Origin of the sequence: Sphingomonas faeni (assembly GCF_040407495.1) — a bacterium.
Taxonomy (GTDB): domain Bacteria; phylum Pseudomonadota; class Alphaproteobacteria; order Sphingomonadales; family Sphingomonadaceae; genus Sphingomonas; species Sphingomonas faeni_D.
Genome location: NZ_JAPZPP010000007.1, coordinates 44,914 through 61,896, shown reverse-complemented (window position 1 = coordinate 61,896; position 16,983 = coordinate 44,914). Strand labels below are relative to the sequence as shown.

Genomic DNA, 16,983 nt, shown 5'->3' with positions numbered 1-16,983 from the left:
GTCAGACCCAATACCGGAAGTTAACGCGACTTCGCGCAACTTCCGATATCCGACACTCGTTCATTTTGCCAGTTATGCGTCGCGAGCACGAGTGGCTGCGAGAAGTCCCATTTTAATTAAGGGTGTCGGGCCGCCTGCGACTTTGCTCGTTCCGCAGCGAACGGCTCGGCCGCGGACCAGCTGGGCCAACTACGTCCCGTGGCGATCTCGCGACCGAGACCATAGGCAACGCTGCCCTCCTGCGCGGCGCCCGTCATGTCCCAGCGGGGATCGAATTCGTCGCAAGTCTGATGATAGCATGCCGCGTTGTAGCGCGCGCGCTCCCGCTCCCCGGCAACGAGACCACCATTGATGAGATCGCGGCCCGCACGGAAATACACACCGGGCACGCCCTTCTGCGCCAAGGCGTAGTGATCAGACCGGTAGTACCAGCCTGCCTCGGTATTCTCCTCGGGCACGATCTTGAGCCCTTGTGCAGCAGCGACGCGCACTAGGTCGATTTCCAGCGGCGTCCTGCCGACACCTATCAGCTCGAGATCACGCGTCCGGCCCAAGACGACATGCGGATCGAGATTGAACTGCGCCGCCGTGATTGCGAGCGGCAGTACGGGGTGATCGGCATACCAGCTTGCGCCGAGCAGTCCCTTCTCTTCTGCCGTCCACAGGGCGAACACTACCGAACGCCGGGGTCGCTTCGCACTCACGAAGGTGCGGGCGATCTCCAACAGCGTCGCGGTCCCAGTACCATTGTCGATCGCGCCGTTGCGGATGCGGTCCGCGGGCGGATCGAACGCGTTCTCGCCATACGCATCCCAGTGCGCGCCGTACAGCACACTGCCGGCGGCAGGATCAGTGCCGGGCAGGATACCGACGATGTTGTGGCTGACGACATGGTCAAGAGAGACAGTCGTCGCCGCGGTGAGATACGCGCCCTTGAGTTCGACTGCCTCAAAATCGGCCTTCTGGGCGGCGAGCTTTGCAGCGGCATAGTCGAGACCACCCTGTTTGAGCAGCGCGATGCCGATGTCATTGCGCACGGTTCCACGCAAACCGAATGCAGCGGGCAGGCTGCCGGTGTCGAGCGCATATCCCGGGACGGCATCGCCCTTTGCAAGTTGAAGCCATGGGTAACTCGACGGGAACGTGTCGTGGATCTGAAAGAACGCGGCCGCACCGCGTTTCTGCGCCTCGGCGAGCTTTGTGCGTACCGCGGGAGATGAAGCCCGGCCACCAAAGCCGAGATCGCGCCCCGCCTCGACATCCGGATCGCCCGCGAGCGCCACGACCACCTTACCGCGCACATCCACGCCGCGGTACGGATCATAGCCGAGGCGCGGTTCGACAACGCCATAGCCAACGAAGACGATGGCTGCGTGGTCCAACCCGGCGGTACCGACGATCCGGGAACTGGCCGCGACGTCGGTGCCGGGTGTGAGCGCCCGCTTGGCGCCCCCCAGATCAAGCGTGAAACTGGCACGATCGCGTGTCCAGCGGAGCATCGGTACCGTCTGGCGATATCCCTCATCGCCGCCCGGCTTCAGACCAAGCTGCTTGAACCGCGCATCAAGGAACGCGAGCGTTACTGTTTCGCCCACCTGCGTCGGTCCACGGCCATGGAAATCATCGGCGCTGAGCGCGCGGACATCGGCCTTGATCCGGGCGGCGGACAGGATCGGTGGTGCCGGATCGGTCGCAGCGGTGAGGAGGAGGACGAGGGGAAGCAAACGTTTCATTACAATAGGATGACCGCGAACCGGCACTGACACAAGCGCGAGACGACAATCAATCGGACTGCATCACCGCGCCGTTCGTCCGGCACATGAACTTCTCGAGGTACGCAATCATGGACTACACCAAACTCGGTACCACCGGCCTTGACGTATTGCGGTTGCGGCTCGGGTGCATGACCTTTCAGCATCCCCGGCCGCGGCAATCGCCTGGACACTCGACGAGGAAACCAGTCGCCCCGTCCTACCGGCAGCCGTCAACGCGGGGTCAACATTACTGACACCGCCAACGTCTACTCGGACGGTACGTCGGAAGAGATCGTTGGTCGCTCAGCACACATCTACTCATCCCCGGTTTCACCTCAACCGGCATGACTGTGCGTGGCGCCACCAAGCATTTCGCCCATAAACCCGACGCAGTATGGACGCCGGAGCCGGTCGTGGCGCTGCTGTTCGAGCGGGTCGCGGCAGCTGATTTCTACATCCTGTGCCAAACAATGAGACCACGCCCAAACAGGTTGCGAAGCGTATCACCTGGGCGGCCGCCGAACTGATCGAGAACCGTCGGGCGTTGTCGCGGTGGCATTCGGCCTGGAAGGGTGCATTTGAGCGGTTCATGCAAGACTGGCCGTCTGTACTGACCGGCCGACGATTTCCTGAACCGGTCGGAATTTGCTAGCCGACGAACGCATACTGCAACACACGCGGAACCCCCTGCCCGTCACTCGAACCCGATCGCCAAAACAGCTCCCCTATCGAAAGGCTGATAATGCTCCGTCCTACTCTGATCGGCCTCGCCCTGGTATCGCTCGCGGGGTGCGGCTCGTCCGCCACGACCGCGACGCCCGAAGCGCAGCGGGTTGCCCCGCCGGTAAATTATGGCGGGTCGACGCCGGCCAAGGTCAAGCCGTTCAAGGCAACATCGGTCGCGACCTTCGACACTCCCTGGGCGCTCACCTTCCTACCCGCCGGCGCGATGCTCGTCACCGAGAAGCCCGGAAACCTTTGGCTGGTTCAGGCCACCGGTACCAAAACCGAAGTCGGCGGCGTACCGGCGGTGCATGCCGAAGGCCAAGGCGGGCTGCTCTTCGTCGCTGCCGCCCCGACCTTTGGACAGGACCGCCACGTCTACCTTACCTATTCCGAGCCGGGCGAAGGCGGGGACGGCCTCGCTCTTGCGCGCGCGACGCTCGGAACTGTTGCTGGCAAGCCGGTGTTGCAAGGACTTCAGGTGATCTGGCGCCAGCTTCCTCGCGGTGCGGGCGGCCAGTTCGGCGGGTACATCGCCTTCTCGCCCGACGGCCAATATCTGTTCCTCACCTCGGGCGAGCGCCAGCGCTTCAGTCCTGCGCAGGACCCGGACCAGGCGCTTGGCAAGATCCTGCGCCTGACACTCGACGGCAAGCCCGCACCGGGCAATCCCGGTGCGGGCAAGACCGGCAGAACGACTATTCCCGTCTTTGATCCACCGGCCAATACCGGATCGGTCGCTACAGCTCCAACCCATAATATGACGATCCCCGCCCCCAATCTGACTCCGGCAGAAACCTGGTCGACGGGTCATCGCAACGCCTACGGTCTCGCCTTCGACGCACAAGGACATCTGTGGGAGATCGAGATGGGACCACAGGGCGGAGACGAACTGAACCTCATCGAACCCGGCAAAAACTACGGCTGGCCGATCGTGTCCTACGGCAAAAACTACGACGATACGCCCATCACGTCGCCCGCCGGCCGGCGCGAGTTCCAAGAACCCGCACTGTACTGGAACCCGGTTATCGCGCCCGCTGGCTTCACGTTCTACTCCGGCAACATGTTTCCTCAGTGGCGCGGGTCGGCCTTTGTCGGCGGGTTGGCCAGCACCGCGCTGATCCGCATCGCCTTCGACGGCACGACGCCACGTGAGGCCGAGCGGTGGGACATGGGCGCGCGGATTCGTGCGGTGATGACTGGCCCCGACGGCGCGCTCTGGATACTCGAGGACGGCACTGGCGGCCGGTTGTTGCGGCTTACAACGACGCGGGGCGCGTGATTAACTGACCCACGCTAAGCTTTCAAATTTGTGGCCAACGTACGAGGAGAGGCATCTGAGGGTGAAAGCCCGGTCAGATAGACTCAGTCGTGGACGTTCAGAGCGGCTTGAGCGTATCTCGAAACCAGCCGTTCGTTCAGGTGTTGTCTAGCGGTTTAATCCGGCCGGTATCGGTTAGCACCGTCGGCGTGTAAGCTCAGTCGGAAAGACGGCCAGGCCGATGCTAGGCCGCGATCCGACCAGCGCTATACGTTGCCGCCATTAAACGCAGAAAGCGGAAGGGCATCTCGCCGGACCGGGTGAAGAAGGTGAGCATGGAAACGGCGGGCTTCGGCGGCGGGTGTCATTGGTGCACCGAAGGCGTGTTTCAAATCCTGCGCGGCGTCTCCCAGGTCAATCAAGGCTTCCTGCAATCGACCGCACCCGACGATGCCTGGGCAGAAGGAGTGGTGGTCCGCTTCGATCCTGAGATCATTTCGCTCGACATTTTGATCGAGGTCCATCTGCGCACCCATTCGGCGAACAGCGGCTATTCGCCGAACGGGCGTTACCGCAGCGCTGTCTATTTTAGGGTTGCCGACCAGCGACATCGGGCAGATACGGTGATCACCCGGCTCAGGCAGAAAGTTGACAGCGCTGTTCGGACGAAGGTGTTGCCGCTCGTCGGGTTCCGATCATCGGAAGAGCGCTACCGCAACTATTACCATACCGACCCGACCCGACCGTTCTGCCAACGCTATATCGACCCCAAGCTGGATGCGATCCGACGAGACTTCGCCCGGCATGTCCTGTCCGAGGGCGACGCAGGGCGATAGCGATTTCGACGGCTGTCATGCCAGGACGCGGCCGCGACCCAAGCTATTCCTCTGCCCCGCCGCGATTTTATCGCGATCTACGTAGTCTTCGCCGCTGCCCTCTAGATCAAACCGCCTTCGGTACGCTGTGTGCAGGTCTGCAAACCAGTGCGATTATTGCGCCTTTACGAACCGTAGCGTGAACCGGTCGCTCTCGCCGATCGCAGCATATTTCGCGCGATCAACGTCCTTCAATCGATAGCTCGGTGGCAGCGTCCAGACGCCTTCCGGATGGTCGTGGGTATCCTTGGGGTTGGCGTTGATCCGCGATTCTGCGGCTAGTGCAAAGCCCGCCTCCTGCGCCAGCCGAACGACAGTCGATCTTTTGATGTAGCCGCTCGTCTTTTCACGCGCCGTTTCCATTTCCTCCGGCAAGCAATGATCGACGACACCGAGTACGCCACCCGGCTTGAGCGCCGCGTAGAACGCCTTGAACACGCGGCCTGCTACGGCGGGGTCGTCCTGCATCAGGAGGTTGTGGACGTTCCGGAACGTTAGCAGTACATCCGCACTTCCCGCCGGGATCGAATACGCTCCGGTCGTAAAGTCGATCGTCGCGACCTGCGTCACGCCATACTCCGCAGTCTTACCGGCAAAAGCGCTGCGGGTGCGCTCTGCCTGCGCGGTCGGCACCAGCGCAACATAATGCCCCCGGCCTTTCACCAGCGGTGCGAGGATCTCGGTATACCAGCCGCCCGCCGGCAGAAATTCGATGATCGTCTGCGTCGGCTTAATGCCGAAAAAGGCCAATGTCTGTGCCGGGTGACGGTAGTGATCACGCGCGCGGTTCGCTGGCGTCCGCGTTGGCGATGCGAGCGCGGCAACGATATCCTTCGAGGGAGCAACGGATTGTGCCCCCACCCCCGTAGCGCCAAACGCGACGACACAGGTCAAGGCGGCGAGCAGTCGGTTCATAGCGTTACACTCCCTGAGCGATCCATCCGCAACAATGCCCTGCGCGAGCCGGCCGCACAATCTCGATGGCCTCCGCCAACAGTCAGATGACTACCATTCCCATCCGCAACTTCGTGCTTTCGACGGCACCACGCCGCCCCCCGGCGCTGAATTCCAGACATTCGGACCGGCCTTCCCGTTTCCCAGCTTCAGACACTCGTTCATGCCCTTAGGTCTTTGAAAGTTGACGGCGACGTCGCTCACCAAAGCGCTTCGTGGTCATCCAGATCATCAACTGCTCTCAATCTTGTCAAAGCACATTTGCAATCACACGCGCATTGCCGTCACGAGGGCCTGAAAGGCGGCAGTCGGTTGACGTCGGCTCGGATAATAGAGGTGGTTCGGGGGAAGGTGGGTGCCCAGTCGGCCAGCACTTCGACCAGAGTACCGGCGGCCCGTTTCAGCGCGGCATGTGGCAGTGTCAGGCAAGTCACCCCTAGCCCTGCCACTGCAGCGTCGCGCATCAAGTCGATATCGTTGGTGATGAAGTCGCCGCGGACTGACCGTTCCACCGTCCGGCCGTCCCGCTCGAATCTCCAGCGGTGTACGACGCCAGAGGACGTATATAGGTAACACAGACAACGATAGGCGGCGATATCATCGGGATCGACGGGAGCGGGATGATCGGCGAGGTAGGCCGGCGCGGCGACGAAGACGAGCGGCACCGGCGCGCTGATACGGACCGATATCATGTCGGCCTGCAGGGTCTGAGCATGCCGGACCCCGCAATCAAAGCGGTCCGCGACGATGTCGACGAACCCGTCGTCGACCACCAGTTCGACGGCTATGTCGGGATAGGCACGCGCAAAGTCAGCCAGCCGCGGCAGGATGGCGTAGATCGCCGCAACCCGGTGCGCGCTGACCCGGATCCGCCCCGCCGGCCGTTCGCGAGCATTGTCGAGATCGGCCAGTGCGCCCGCGACCGAGGCGATCGCCGGCCTCAGCCGCGCCAGCAGTTCCTCGCCTGCGGGCGTCGGCGCCAGCGACCGGGTGGTACGGTAGAGCAGCCGGACACCTAGTTTCGTCTCAAGCGACCGCATCGCATGGCTCAAAGCGGAGGCGGACAATCTAAGCCGCGTCGCCGCTCGCGCGAAGCTGCCAGCCTCGACGATCGTTTCGAACACCGCAAGACCGGACCAAAGATCACGATCCATTCCTGAACATCCTTCAGCCACTAAGCGCGAGACGGCCACGTCGCACGCTGGTCGCCCGCCGGCGCTCAGGCGTGGATCGGGACGCTGGCGATGAACGCGCCGATCCGCGCGATGGCATGCGACGGCGACGTCCGCTGGAACACGGCCATCGACGCCCTGACTGATGACGGGTCCCATGACGGCCAGTGGCGTATCGGCAACGAACAATTCAACGCGGCGATCGTCGCGGTGCCCGCTGAACAGGTCGCACCCTTGGTCGCTAGGCGGAAGGTTTGATTCATATCCGCCTTTGGCGGATATCTGCTTGTTTGATAAAGCAGATCAACCATCGTGGAGGGGCTTTCCAGTATCCGTGCGTTTCACCCACTCGATCAGGAGAGGGTTCGGCATGGATCAGAAGAGTGCGCCGTTGGCCGATGCGCTGGCGGCCATCGAGAAGAGGCCGATCATCGGATTTGGAGCGCCGGGCCACAATCAGGGTTCAGCCATTCCTGGCGGGATGAAGGCGTTGCTCGGCAAGCGCATTTTCCAAGCCGACGTGCTGACGCCGAAGGGGCTCGACGACCGTACCGAAGGCAAGCTGGCCCTTCAACGTGCGCATGAGATAGCGGCGGAGGCCTGGAATGCAGACTTTTGTCGGTTTGTAACCGGCGGATCCACCCAGAGTCTTCACACGGTTATGGCCTCGGTCGCCGGACCAGGTGACACCATTTTGGTCGCGGCGAATGCCCACAAGGCCGAGCGTACCTTTGCGCTCGCGACGGGGCTCAATGCCGCCATCGTGCCGGTCCAGATCGACGGGGAATGGGACATTGAGCAGGGTGTTGAGCCGCAGGCGCTGAACGCCGCCTTGGCGGCCAATCCAACCGCCAAGGCGTTCATCGTCGTCAGCCCAACCTATTACGGCGTGACGAGCGATATCGCGGCACTCGCCACTGTCTGTCACGATCACGGTATTCCCATGATCGTCGATGCCGCTTGGGGTGGTGCGTTCGCATTTTGTGAGGGACTGCCTGACGATCCGCTGACCAAGGGGGCGGATGCCGCCGTCTATAGCGCCCATAAGACGATGGGGGCCCTCGCGCAGGGATCGGTAATCGTCGCCAAGGGCGACCTGATCGATCGCCAGCGATTGTGGATGGCCTATGAGCTGTTCGAGACCACCAGCCCATCAGTACCGATCCTAGCAACGCTTGACGCGACCCGGCGAGATCACGCGTTGAACGGGGAGCAGATGTGGAACGGCGTCATTGCGCTGGCGGAGAAGGTCCGCAAGACGATTGCCGGTATCGCCCCCCTGCGCGTGTTCGGTCATGATCATTTGCCGCCAGATGCCAGTCTGGACGTCACGAAAGTGCTGATCGACGTTTCGGCGCTGAGCGTATCGGGGTATGCTATCGATGACTGGCTCTACAAGCATCACCGGATCAGCATGGGGCTGTCCGACGCCCGGCATATTCTGGCTGTTCTGTCCTTGGGCACAACCAGGTCCGATCTCCGCAAACTCGTCCGTGGCCTGCAGGATCTCGTGAAGCAGCTCGGTTCCGATCCCTCCATCCTGCCGGCAATCTCGCCTGTGCCCGGGATCGGCACCCTGTCCGTCGACATGGCGATGCCCGGGCCGACGGCACTATACGGCCCTGCCGAGATGGTCGCATACGAGGCGTCTGCGGGAAGGGTCGCAGCCGAGATGATCGCACCTGCGCCGCCTGGCGTCCCTCGGCTGGTGCCGGGCCAGCGCATCACTGCTGCGCACGTCGCATGGCTTGTTGCGAACCGTAATGCTGGGGCTTTCGTGATGGATCCGGTCGATCCCACAGAAGCGACCGTCAGGGTGGTTCAGAGTTGACGCAGCAACCGGATCACCACGCCAAATCTGACAGCAACTGCAATTAGGTGGATACGCAATGCAGACCGATACGGACGAACACTGGATGCAAATGGCGATAGACGTCGCGCGCTCCAAAGGATCCGATCCCTCAACCTCGCCGCTTGGATGCGTCATCGTGCTAGACGGGAAGGTGATTGCCGCCGAACGCAATCAGACCAAGGAGTTGCCTGACGCGACCGCTCATGCCGAGATGATGGCGATCCGTCGGGCTTGTGAGCAAACCGGAGAACTGGAGCTGCGCGGGGCAACGCTATACTCAACGCTTCAGCCGTGCGGCATGTGCACGATGGCAACGATCTGGTCGAAAGTCGGCCGCGTCGTTTACGGCGCCGGCCGCAGCGATGTGCATCCGATGTATTTCGAAGCCAAACACGTAGATACGCTTGGGTTTATCGGCAACGCCTATCGGGACGATATCAAAATTGAGGGCGGCTGCCTTCGCGAAGCCTGCGCGGAACTCTATTACGGTCCCGAGGCTGAACTAAGCGAGGAAGACCAGGCTAACCTATAAGCATGCAGCAAACGAAAGACGACGAACTGTCGACAGCTGCTAGGCAAAGGTTAGATGAGCCGCCCTCCCCCGCATATTTGCGACGACCCAAAATGCGACATTCGTCGTCCAGTTGCCCGTCTCTTAAACCCGAGGCTCATTCATCTTCTGACTGTCGGATAGGGGACGGTGGTGAATGGCTCGAGGACGAGTCCGGGACGATGGTGCCGCCCTTCATAACCATTCGAATGCGGCGAAGGGCGCCGATATCGGTAGTCGGGTCGCCCGATACCGCAATCAGATCGGCCAGCAGGCCAGGTTTGACCGTGCCCCGCGTGTCGCCAAGATGGAGCGACCGCGCGTTGCCCGAGGTCGCGGCTAACAAAACGTCTGCACGGCGCATCCCGGCATCGACCAACAATACCATCTCGCGCACGTTCTGCCCATGCGCGAACACCCCGACGTCACCGCCCACGCAGATCGGCACGCCAGCCTTTAGCGCGAGCTTGAGGCTCGAACGGCTCAGTTCGACCGCGGGCGGCGCCGGTTCGCTCCCGTTCCATCCGCGATAGTGCGAGGTCGCATCCGACGCCGCAAGCGTCGGGCAGAGCGCGATGCGCTTGGCGGCCATCGCCGCGAAGATCGCGGGGGTACCGCCATAGCCATGCTCGATGGTGTCGACACCGGCTGAGACCGCACGGCGCATACCCTCGGCGGTCGCGGCGTGGACGGCGACCGGCCGCCCCGCGTCGTGCGCCGCCGTCACGGCAGCCGTCATCTCATCGAGGCTCAGCGTAGTACGGCTCTCCTCGCCGGGTCGCCAGCGATAGTCGGCATACAGCTTGACCCAATCCGCACCCGCCGCGATCTGGCGGCGCACCGCGGCCACCATCTGGTCGACGCCCGACACCTCCTCGGCACCCTGCGGCACCGCGACGCCTGGTTCGAAACCCTTCGGACCATAGGCGCCGAGCGCGACGATGGCGCGCGTCGCGACCGACAACCGCGGGCCCGGCACGATACCCTGGTCGATCGCCGCCTTCAGCCCGACATCCGCATAGCCGGCGCCCTCCGTGCCGAGATCGCGTTCGCTGGTGAAGCCTGCGAGCAACGTCGCCTTTGCGTTTGCGACGGCGCGCGCGGTGCGCAGCGCCAGCGGCTCGTGCAGGACCTGCTCGTCCCAGCTCGTCTCGTTATACGGATGCAGGAACAGATGCCCGTGCCCCTCAATCATGCCGGGCATCAGCGTATCGCCGGCAAGCTCGACAGTCTGCGTATCGTTGGGAACCGGCAGATTGGGGCCGACTGCGACGATCCGGTCGCCCGAGACGAGCACCTGCCAGCCGGCATGGACGATCCCGTCCGCACCATCGAAAACACCCGCGGGTTTCAGCAGCGTCGATCGGGGATTGGACGCCGGTACCGCGGTTGCGGGTCCGAGCAGAACCGCCACGGACGTCAGCACTATCGTCGTCAGCCACCGCATGGTCTTTCCCTCGTTCCCGCCTTACGCTGCCACCATGGATAAGCTCCTTCGGCGTGCGCGCAATCCGGTGATCCTGTTGGCCCTGCTGACGGCTGCGCCCAGTGCGCCACCGACCGACATGGCGCGGTGGCAAGCGCAGGCCGCGCGCGTCACGATCACGCGCGACGACTGGGGCATCCCGCATATCCGTGGGCGATCAGACGCGGATGCGGTATTCGGACTGATCTACGCGCAGGCGGAGGACGATTTCGCGCGGATCGAGGCGAATTACCTGACCGCGCTCGGGCGTAGCGCTGAAGCAGACGGCGAAGACGCGGTATGGGCGGACCTTCGCCAGCGGCTGTTCGTAAATCCCGCGGATCTGAAGAGCCAATATGCCGCCAGCCCGACCTGGTTGCGTGCGCTGATGCAGGCCTGGGCGGACGGGCTAAATTATTATCTCGCGACGCATCCGCAGACCAAGCCGAAGGTCCTCACCCGGTTCGAACCGTGGATGGCGCTCAGCTTCACGGAAGGGAGCATCGGCGGCGATATCGAGCGGATCTCGCTCGGCGATCTGAAGACGTTCTACGGCAAGGCCACCCCGCCCTCGCCCGAGGAACGCGGCATGATCCCGCGCGAGCCGTCGGGGTCTAACGGCATCGCGATCGCACCCCGCATCACCGCGAACGGCCGCGCACTGCTGCTGATCAACCCGCACACCAGCTTCTATTTTCGCTCCGAGGCGCAGATGACGAGCGACGAAGGGCTGAACGCGTATGGCGCTAGCACCTGGGGGCAGTTTTTCGTGTACCAAGGCTTCAACGCGAAGGCCGGCTGGATGCACACCTCCGCGACGGTCGACAATATCGACGAGTTCGCCGAATGGATCGCACGGACCGGTGACCGCTATGCCTATCGCTACGGCAGCGAAGTGCGCCCAGTCACCACACGCACCGTCGTCCTGCGCTATCGCCGGGCCGACGGCGCGATGGGCGAGCGCCGCTTCACCACCTACGCGACGCATCACGGGCCGATCGTCGCGATCAAGGCCGGACGCTGGATCGCGACCGCGCTGATGTGGAAACCCGTCCCCGCGCTCGAACAAAGCTATCTGCGGACCAAGGCGACCGACCTCGCGAACTACATTGCCGTTGCCGAGCGGAAGGCGAATTCGTCCAACGACACGCTGTTCGCCGACGACAAGGGCGAAATCGCGTTCCTGATGCCGCAGTTCATGCCGATCCGCAGCAACCGGTTCGACTACACCCGTCCCGTCGACGGCAGCGATCCCGCGACCGACTGGCACGGGCTCCACACGCTCGCCAGCCTGCCGAGCGTCGCCAACCCGCGGACCGGCTGGGCGCACAACACCAACGACTGGCCCTGGAGCGCGGCGGGGCCGGACAGCCCCAAGGCGGCGGACTATCCGAAGTACATGGACCAGGTCGGCGGCAATGCGCGCGGCGTCCATGCCGACCTGCTGCTGACCGGCAAACGCGATTGGACGCCGGACACGCTGCGTGCCGCGGCGTACGATTCCTATCTGCCCGCCTTTGCGCGATTGCTCCCCGGACTGGTCGAGGCCTGGCACGCGCTGCCTGCCCGTGACCCACGGCGGGCGTCGCTCGCGAAGCCGATCGCGCTGTTGAAGAAATGGGGTCACCGCTGGAGCTATGACTCGGTCGCGACCAGCCTGGCGGTGTTTTGGGGCGACCAGTTGTGGCGCGAGGTCGGCAGCTTCGCACAGGCCGAGCGGTTGAACGTGCCCGACTACATCGCCGCACGCGTGTCGCCCGAGGCCAAGCTTACCGCGCTGTCCGCCGCGGTCGATCGCCTGACGCGCGACTTCGGCGACTGGCGCACACCGTGGCAGCAGATCAACCGCTTCCAACGGCTCGATGATGCGATCCAGCCGCATTTCAACGACGCGCACGCATCGATCCCGGTGCCGTTCACCTCAGCACAATGGGGCAGCCTGGCGTCGTTCGGCGCCAAGCCCTGGCCCGGCACGAAGCGTTATTACGGCACCAGCGGCAACAGCTTCGTCGCGGTTGTCGAGTTCGGCCCGCGCGTGAAGGCGATGGCGGTGATGGCTGGCGGCCAGAGCGGCGATCCGGCATCACCGCACTTCGCCGATCAGACGCAGCGCTATGCGGAGGGCAGACTGCGCCCGGTCTATTTCTATCCCGATGACCTCAAGGGCCACGTCGAGCGCAGCTACCGCCCGGGCGGGTGACGTCGCGCCCGCCCGCGCACTACGTCACCGCGCCTGAATTCTGGCTCTCCGCTATCTCTAAACTACTCCGCGAATGGAGCCGTTGCCGAGTTATACGCGAGAGCAGCGCCGAAGTCGCTGGGCCGAGATTGTTTGTAGAAACTGTCAGGATGATGGCGTTTTCCGTCTCTCAGATGCCCAAAGGACCCACAATTGGACGCTCACGTCCCGCCCCTCGCTTCCCAACTTCGGACGCTGGTTCATATTTGCACGAAAGGCGGCAGCGGTCCTCAAGAACAAGATTACCACGACATTCGCGCGGTCTTTCCCGCTTTCCTACGTTGGCCATTCGTTCATTTGGTTGGACGTCAACTCGCTCCGCTTTCTGTACGGTACACATGGAAGGCAAACAGCCATGGCAGTCGTGGAGTGACATATTTGGAACGCCGATTGCCCGACCATCCGTGGGTTGTCGTCCGATCTCGATTCCACCGATAGATAGTGTCAAGATTGCGATCTAATCCACATACTACCAAGGCCCGTGCGGTAGGAAGATCATGCCCCAACGAGATCGAGCTAGTATACGCAACGATCGAGCGCGCCTTTGGTTTGGACCCGCGCGGCCGTGCGACCTACCTAGATCCCCGGATTGGCCGCGACATGAGGGCGGACCAGGCGATCGAGGGGATGCACGTTATGACGACCATGAGCCCGACCGAGATGGCGCAGCGCCTTGGCGGCGGATTGCTGTCGTTCCCTGTCACCCATTTCGATGCGGACGGTGCGTTCGTCGAGGACGAATATCGCAAGCATTGCGCATGGATGCTTGAGCACGAACTGTCCGGCCTGTTCGCGGCAGGCGGCACGGGCGAGTTCTTCTCGCTGACGCCAGCCGAAGTCGCCCAGGTCGTCGGCGCCGCGGTGGCCGAAGCCGGCGGGCGACTGCCGGTAATCTCGGGCTGCGGCTACGGGACCGCGATCGCAACGGGAATTGCGCGCGACGCGGAGAAGGCTGGCGCAGACGGCCTGTTGTTGCTCCCCCCCTATCTGGTCGGATCGAAGCAGGAAGGGCTCGCCGCGCATGTAGAGGCGGTCTGCAAGGCGACCGGGCTAGGCGTGATCGTCTACAACCGCGACAATGCGATCCTCGACGACGATACGCTGGCGGGCTTGTGCGATCGCAACCCCAATCTGGTCGGCTTCAAGGACGGTGTCGGCGACATCGAGCTGATGACGCGCGTCTATGCGCGGATGGGCGACCGGCTGACCTATATCGGTGGCCTGCCGACCGCCGAGACGTTCGCAACGCCGTATCTGACGATGGGCGTCACGACCTATTCGTCGGCGATCTTCAACTTCCTTCCCGAATGGGCGCTGGCCTTCTACAAGGCGGTGCGCGCTGACGACCGGGTCGAGGTGCTGAACCAGCTCCGCGATTTCGTGCTGCCCTACATCACACTGCGCAACCAGGGCCGAGGTTATGCGGTGTCGATCGTCAAGGCGGGCATGCGCGTCGTCGGGCGCGATGCCGGGCCGGTGCGCTCGCCGCTGACCGATCTGTCGGCGGCGGAGGACGAGCGGTTGCGCGTGCTGATCGAGAAGGTCGCCCCCACCGCTCTTGCCAAGGCGGCGTGACAGCGGGCGAAAACCGACGGATAGTGCGGCGATGATGTTCGAACTGAGCCAGCTTCGCTGCTTCGTCGCCGCCGCCGAGGAACTCCATTTCGGGCGCGCGGCACAGCGCCTGAACATGACGCAATCGCCGCTCAGCCGGCAGATCCAGCTGCTCGAGCGAATCCTCGACGTGACGCTGCTCGAACGCACCAGCCGGCAGGTGAGCCTGACGCCTGCCGGCCGCGTGTTCCTGATCGAAGCGCGGCGGATCGTCCGGCTGTCGGAGAGTGCAGCGCTATCGGCGCGGCGCGTGGCGAAGGGCGATGCGGGACGCGTCGCGATCGGCTTCACCGCGGTGTCGGGGTATAATCTGGTGCCGCAGATCGTCGCGCAAGCGAGAGCGAGCCTGCCCAATATCGACCTCGAACTGCGCGAGATGGTGACGACCGATCAGGTCGATGCGTTGCTGACCGGGTTGATCGACATCGGCTTCGTACGACCGCCGCTCGATCGTCACGAGTTCGACACCGTCTGCGTACAGGTCGAGCCACTTGTCGTCGCGCTGCCCGCGGGGGATCCGCGACAGGCGAAGGCGGTACTCGAACTGAGTGATTTCGATGGCCTGCCGCTGATCATGTATGCGCGGCAGGGCGCGGGGTATTTTCACCAGATGCTTATCGGGCTGTTCGACGGTGCGGGCGTGTCGCCGCACTATGTCCAGCACGTGACGCAGATCCATTCTATGCTGGGGCTCGTGCATGCGGGGCTGGCCGCAGCGATCGTGCCGGAATCCGCATCGGGGCTGCACATGAACGACGTGCAGTTCCGTCGGCTTGCGACCGAGCCCGAGAAGCCGGTCGAGCTGCACATGGCGTGGCGGCGCGACAACAGTAACCCGGCGCTGGAGCCGATGCGGCGGCTGTGCGCCGAAACTGCGGCGTGATCGATCGGCGCGCGGTGCTCGCCGGTATCGCGGCGACGCCGACGCTCGTTGCGGCGCGCGCACCGGGCGATCCGGTGGCGAAGACGCGATACGGCCGGGTGCGCGGGACGGTCGAGCACGACGTGCTGGTGTTTCGTGGCGTGCGCTACGGCGCGGATACGCGCGCGCGCCGGTTTGCGCGTGCGGTGCCGCCGACGCCGTGGACCGAGATCGCGGATGCCACGCGCTACGGCGCCGCCTCCCCGCAGACCAAGGCGACCGAGCCGCCCAGCGAGGATTGCCTGTTCCTCAACGTCTGGACGCCCGCCCTCGACGCGGCGCGACGGCCGGTCATGGTCTATATCCACGGTGGCGCGCACGCGCATGGGTCGGGATCCGATCCGCTGTATGACGGCGGCGCTCTGGTGCGGCGCGGCGACGTGGTGGTCGTCACGCTGAACCACCGGCTGGCGGCGCTAGGCTATGCGTATCTCGCGCAGCTCGACGGGCCGGCGGAATCGGGCAATGTCGGCAATCTCGACATCATCCTCGCGCTACAATGGGTGCGCGACAATATCGCGGCGTTCGGTGGCGATCCGGGGCGGGTGATGCTGTTCGGCCAGTCGGGCGGCGGCGCCAAGATCGTCACACTGATGGCGATGGCGGAGGCGCGGCCGCTGTTCCACGCCGCCGCGACGATGAGCGGCCAGCACGTCACGGCCGCCGGGCCGAACCACGCGACGATCCGCTCGCGTGCGCTAATGTCGAAGGCCGGCGCTGGCGATTTTGCGGCGCTCAAGGCACTGCCGGTCGAGCGGCTCGTCGAGGCGATGGCGATGACCGACCCGATCGAGGGCAAGGGCGAACTCAGCTTCACTTCGACGCTCGATCATCATGTCCTGACGCGGCATCCCTTCTATCCCGACGCCCCTGGCGAGGCGGCGCATATCCCGCTGATCGTCGGCAATACGCATGACGAAACCGGGCTATGGATCGGCGCGATCCTGAAGCGTGGCGACACGAATTGGGATAATCTTCCCGAGCGGCTCGTGCGCGAGATGACCAAGGACCTCGCGCCCGATCACGTCATCCGCCGTTACCGCGAACTCTATCCCGATCGGACGCCGGGGCAGATCCTGCTGGCGGCATCGACTGCGGGTAGGTCGTGGCCCGGGCATCTGATCCAGGCGGAGGAACGCGCGAAGATCGGTGCGCCGACCTGGATGTATCAGCTCGACTTTCCCTCGCCGGAAGCGGGCGGCGTGCTCGGCGCGTTCCATACGCTCGATATCGGGCTGGTATTCGACAATACGCGCGAGCCGAGCGCTCGTACGGGTGATGCCCCGGAGGCGCGGCGGCTTGCCGGGCGGATGGCGGATGCGTTCATTGCGATGGCACGCACAGGTGATCCAAACTGCGCAAGCGTGCCGGCTTGGCGGCGCTATGACCTGGCGCGGCGCTCGACGATGATCTTTGACCGGACGGTGCGGACCGAGGACGATCCCCGGCGTGAGGAGCGGCTGCTGTTCGCGGTCGCGCCGTATATCAAGCCCGGCGGATAATCCTCCAATCCTCCCCCACAAGGGGGAGGTGGCACCGAAAGTGACGGAGGGGGAGGACACGGAACCGTCGTTCCCCCCTTACCTCCCCCTCCGTCTGGCG

General features: G+C 64.0%; 13 protein-coding genes. 8 read left to right on the top strand and 5 right to left on the bottom strand.

Going from position 1 to position 16,983, the window contains the following annotated elements; all coding sequences use genetic code 11:
- Positions 1–116: 116 nt before the first annotated feature.
- Positions 117–1,733 (bottom strand): M28 family peptidase, encoded by a 1,617-nt coding sequence (locus O6W96_RS18410; RefSeq protein ID WP_353470878.1) that lies wholly within the window; start codon positions 1,731–1,733, stop codon positions 117–119.
- Between the two features lie 763 nt (positions 1,734–2,496).
- On the opposite strand from O6W96_RS18410, the gene O6W96_RS18405 reads away from it, so the two are divergent.
- Both O6W96_RS18405 and O6W96_RS18400 read left to right on the top strand, forming a co-directional pair.
- Positions 2,497–3,759 (top strand): PQQ-dependent sugar dehydrogenase, encoded by a 1,263-nt coding sequence (locus O6W96_RS18405; RefSeq protein ID WP_353470877.1) that lies wholly within the window; start codon positions 2,497–2,499, stop codon positions 3,757–3,759.
- 314 nt (positions 3,760–4,073) lie between these two features.
- Positions 4,074–4,574 carry a peptide-methionine (S)-S-oxide reductase gene (locus tag O6W96_RS18400; RefSeq protein ID WP_353470876.1) on the top strand — a complete coding sequence of 167 codons (501 nt, stop codon included), beginning with the start codon at positions 4,074–4,076 and terminating at the stop codon, positions 4,572–4,574.
- A 153-nt stretch (positions 4,575–4,727) separates the two neighbouring features.
- Here the strand turns inward: O6W96_RS18400 and O6W96_RS18395 are convergent, their stop codons facing one another.
- From O6W96_RS18395 to O6W96_RS18385, 3 genes are all read right to left on the bottom strand, one after another.
- Complete coding sequence (locus O6W96_RS18395) at positions 4,728–5,528, bottom strand: class I SAM-dependent methyltransferase (RefSeq protein ID WP_353470875.1); 801 nt, start codon at positions 5,526–5,528, stop codon at positions 4,728–4,730.
- Positions 5,529–5,851: 323 nt separating this feature from the next.
- Positions 5,852–6,721 (bottom strand): LysR family transcriptional regulator, encoded by an 870-nt coding sequence (locus O6W96_RS18390; RefSeq protein WP_353470874.1) that lies wholly within the window; start codon positions 6,719–6,721, stop codon positions 5,852–5,854.
- 65 nt (positions 6,722–6,786) lie between these two features.
- The gene (locus tag O6W96_RS18385; protein WP_353470873.1) at positions 6,787–7,002 is read right to left on the bottom strand and encodes a hypothetical protein; all 216 of its coding nucleotides are present in this window, start codon (positions 7,000–7,002) and stop codon (positions 6,787–6,789) included.
- A 128-nt stretch (positions 7,003–7,130) separates the two neighbouring features.
- On the opposite strand from O6W96_RS18385, the gene O6W96_RS18380 reads away from it, so the two are divergent.
- Both O6W96_RS18380 and O6W96_RS18375 read left to right on the top strand, forming a co-directional pair.
- On the top strand, positions 7,131–8,570 hold the full coding sequence (locus O6W96_RS18380; protein ID WP_353470872.1) for an aminotransferase class I/II-fold pyridoxal phosphate-dependent enzyme: 1,440 nt from the start codon (positions 7,131–7,133) through the stop codon (positions 8,568–8,570).
- Positions 8,571–8,628: 58 nt separating this feature from the next.
- On the top strand, positions 8,629–9,123 hold the full coding sequence (locus O6W96_RS18375; RefSeq protein WP_353470871.1) for a nucleoside deaminase: 495 nt from the start codon (positions 8,629–8,631) through the stop codon (positions 9,121–9,123).
- A 136-nt stretch (positions 9,124–9,259) separates the two neighbouring features.
- On the opposite strand, the gene O6W96_RS18370 is transcribed toward O6W96_RS18375, so the two are convergent.
- On the bottom strand, positions 9,260–10,588 hold the full coding sequence (locus O6W96_RS18370) for an amidohydrolase family protein (protein WP_435372245.1): 1,329 nt from the start codon (positions 10,586–10,588) through the stop codon (positions 9,260–9,262).
- A gap of 34 nt (positions 10,589–10,622) precedes the next feature.
- Between O6W96_RS18370 and O6W96_RS18365 the strand changes: the two genes are divergently transcribed.
- From O6W96_RS18365 to O6W96_RS18350, 4 genes are all read left to right on the top strand, one after another.
- The gene (locus O6W96_RS18365; RefSeq protein WP_353470870.1) at positions 10,623–12,806 is read left to right on the top strand and encodes a penicillin acylase family protein; all 2,184 of its coding nucleotides are present in this window, start codon (positions 10,623–10,625) and stop codon (positions 12,804–12,806) included.
- Between the two features lie 675 nt (positions 12,807–13,481).
- Positions 13,482–14,420 carry a 5-dehydro-4-deoxyglucarate dehydratase gene (gene kdgD / locus O6W96_RS18360; protein WP_353470869.1) on the top strand — a complete coding sequence of 313 codons (939 nt, stop codon included), beginning with the start codon at positions 13,482–13,484 and terminating at the stop codon, positions 14,418–14,420.
- A 31-nt stretch (positions 14,421–14,451) separates the two neighbouring features.
- A complete protein-coding gene (locus tag O6W96_RS18355; RefSeq protein WP_353470868.1) occupies positions 14,452–15,342 on the top strand; it encodes a LysR substrate-binding domain-containing protein in 891 nt (296 codons plus the stop codon).
- Entirely contained in the window at positions 15,321–16,883 is a 1,563-nt protein-coding gene (locus tag O6W96_RS18350) for a carboxylesterase/lipase family protein (RefSeq protein ID WP_353470867.1), read from the top strand. The genes O6W96_RS18355 and O6W96_RS18350 overlap by 22 nt, the downstream gene beginning before the upstream one ends.
- Positions 16,884–16,983 lie beyond the last annotated feature (100 nt).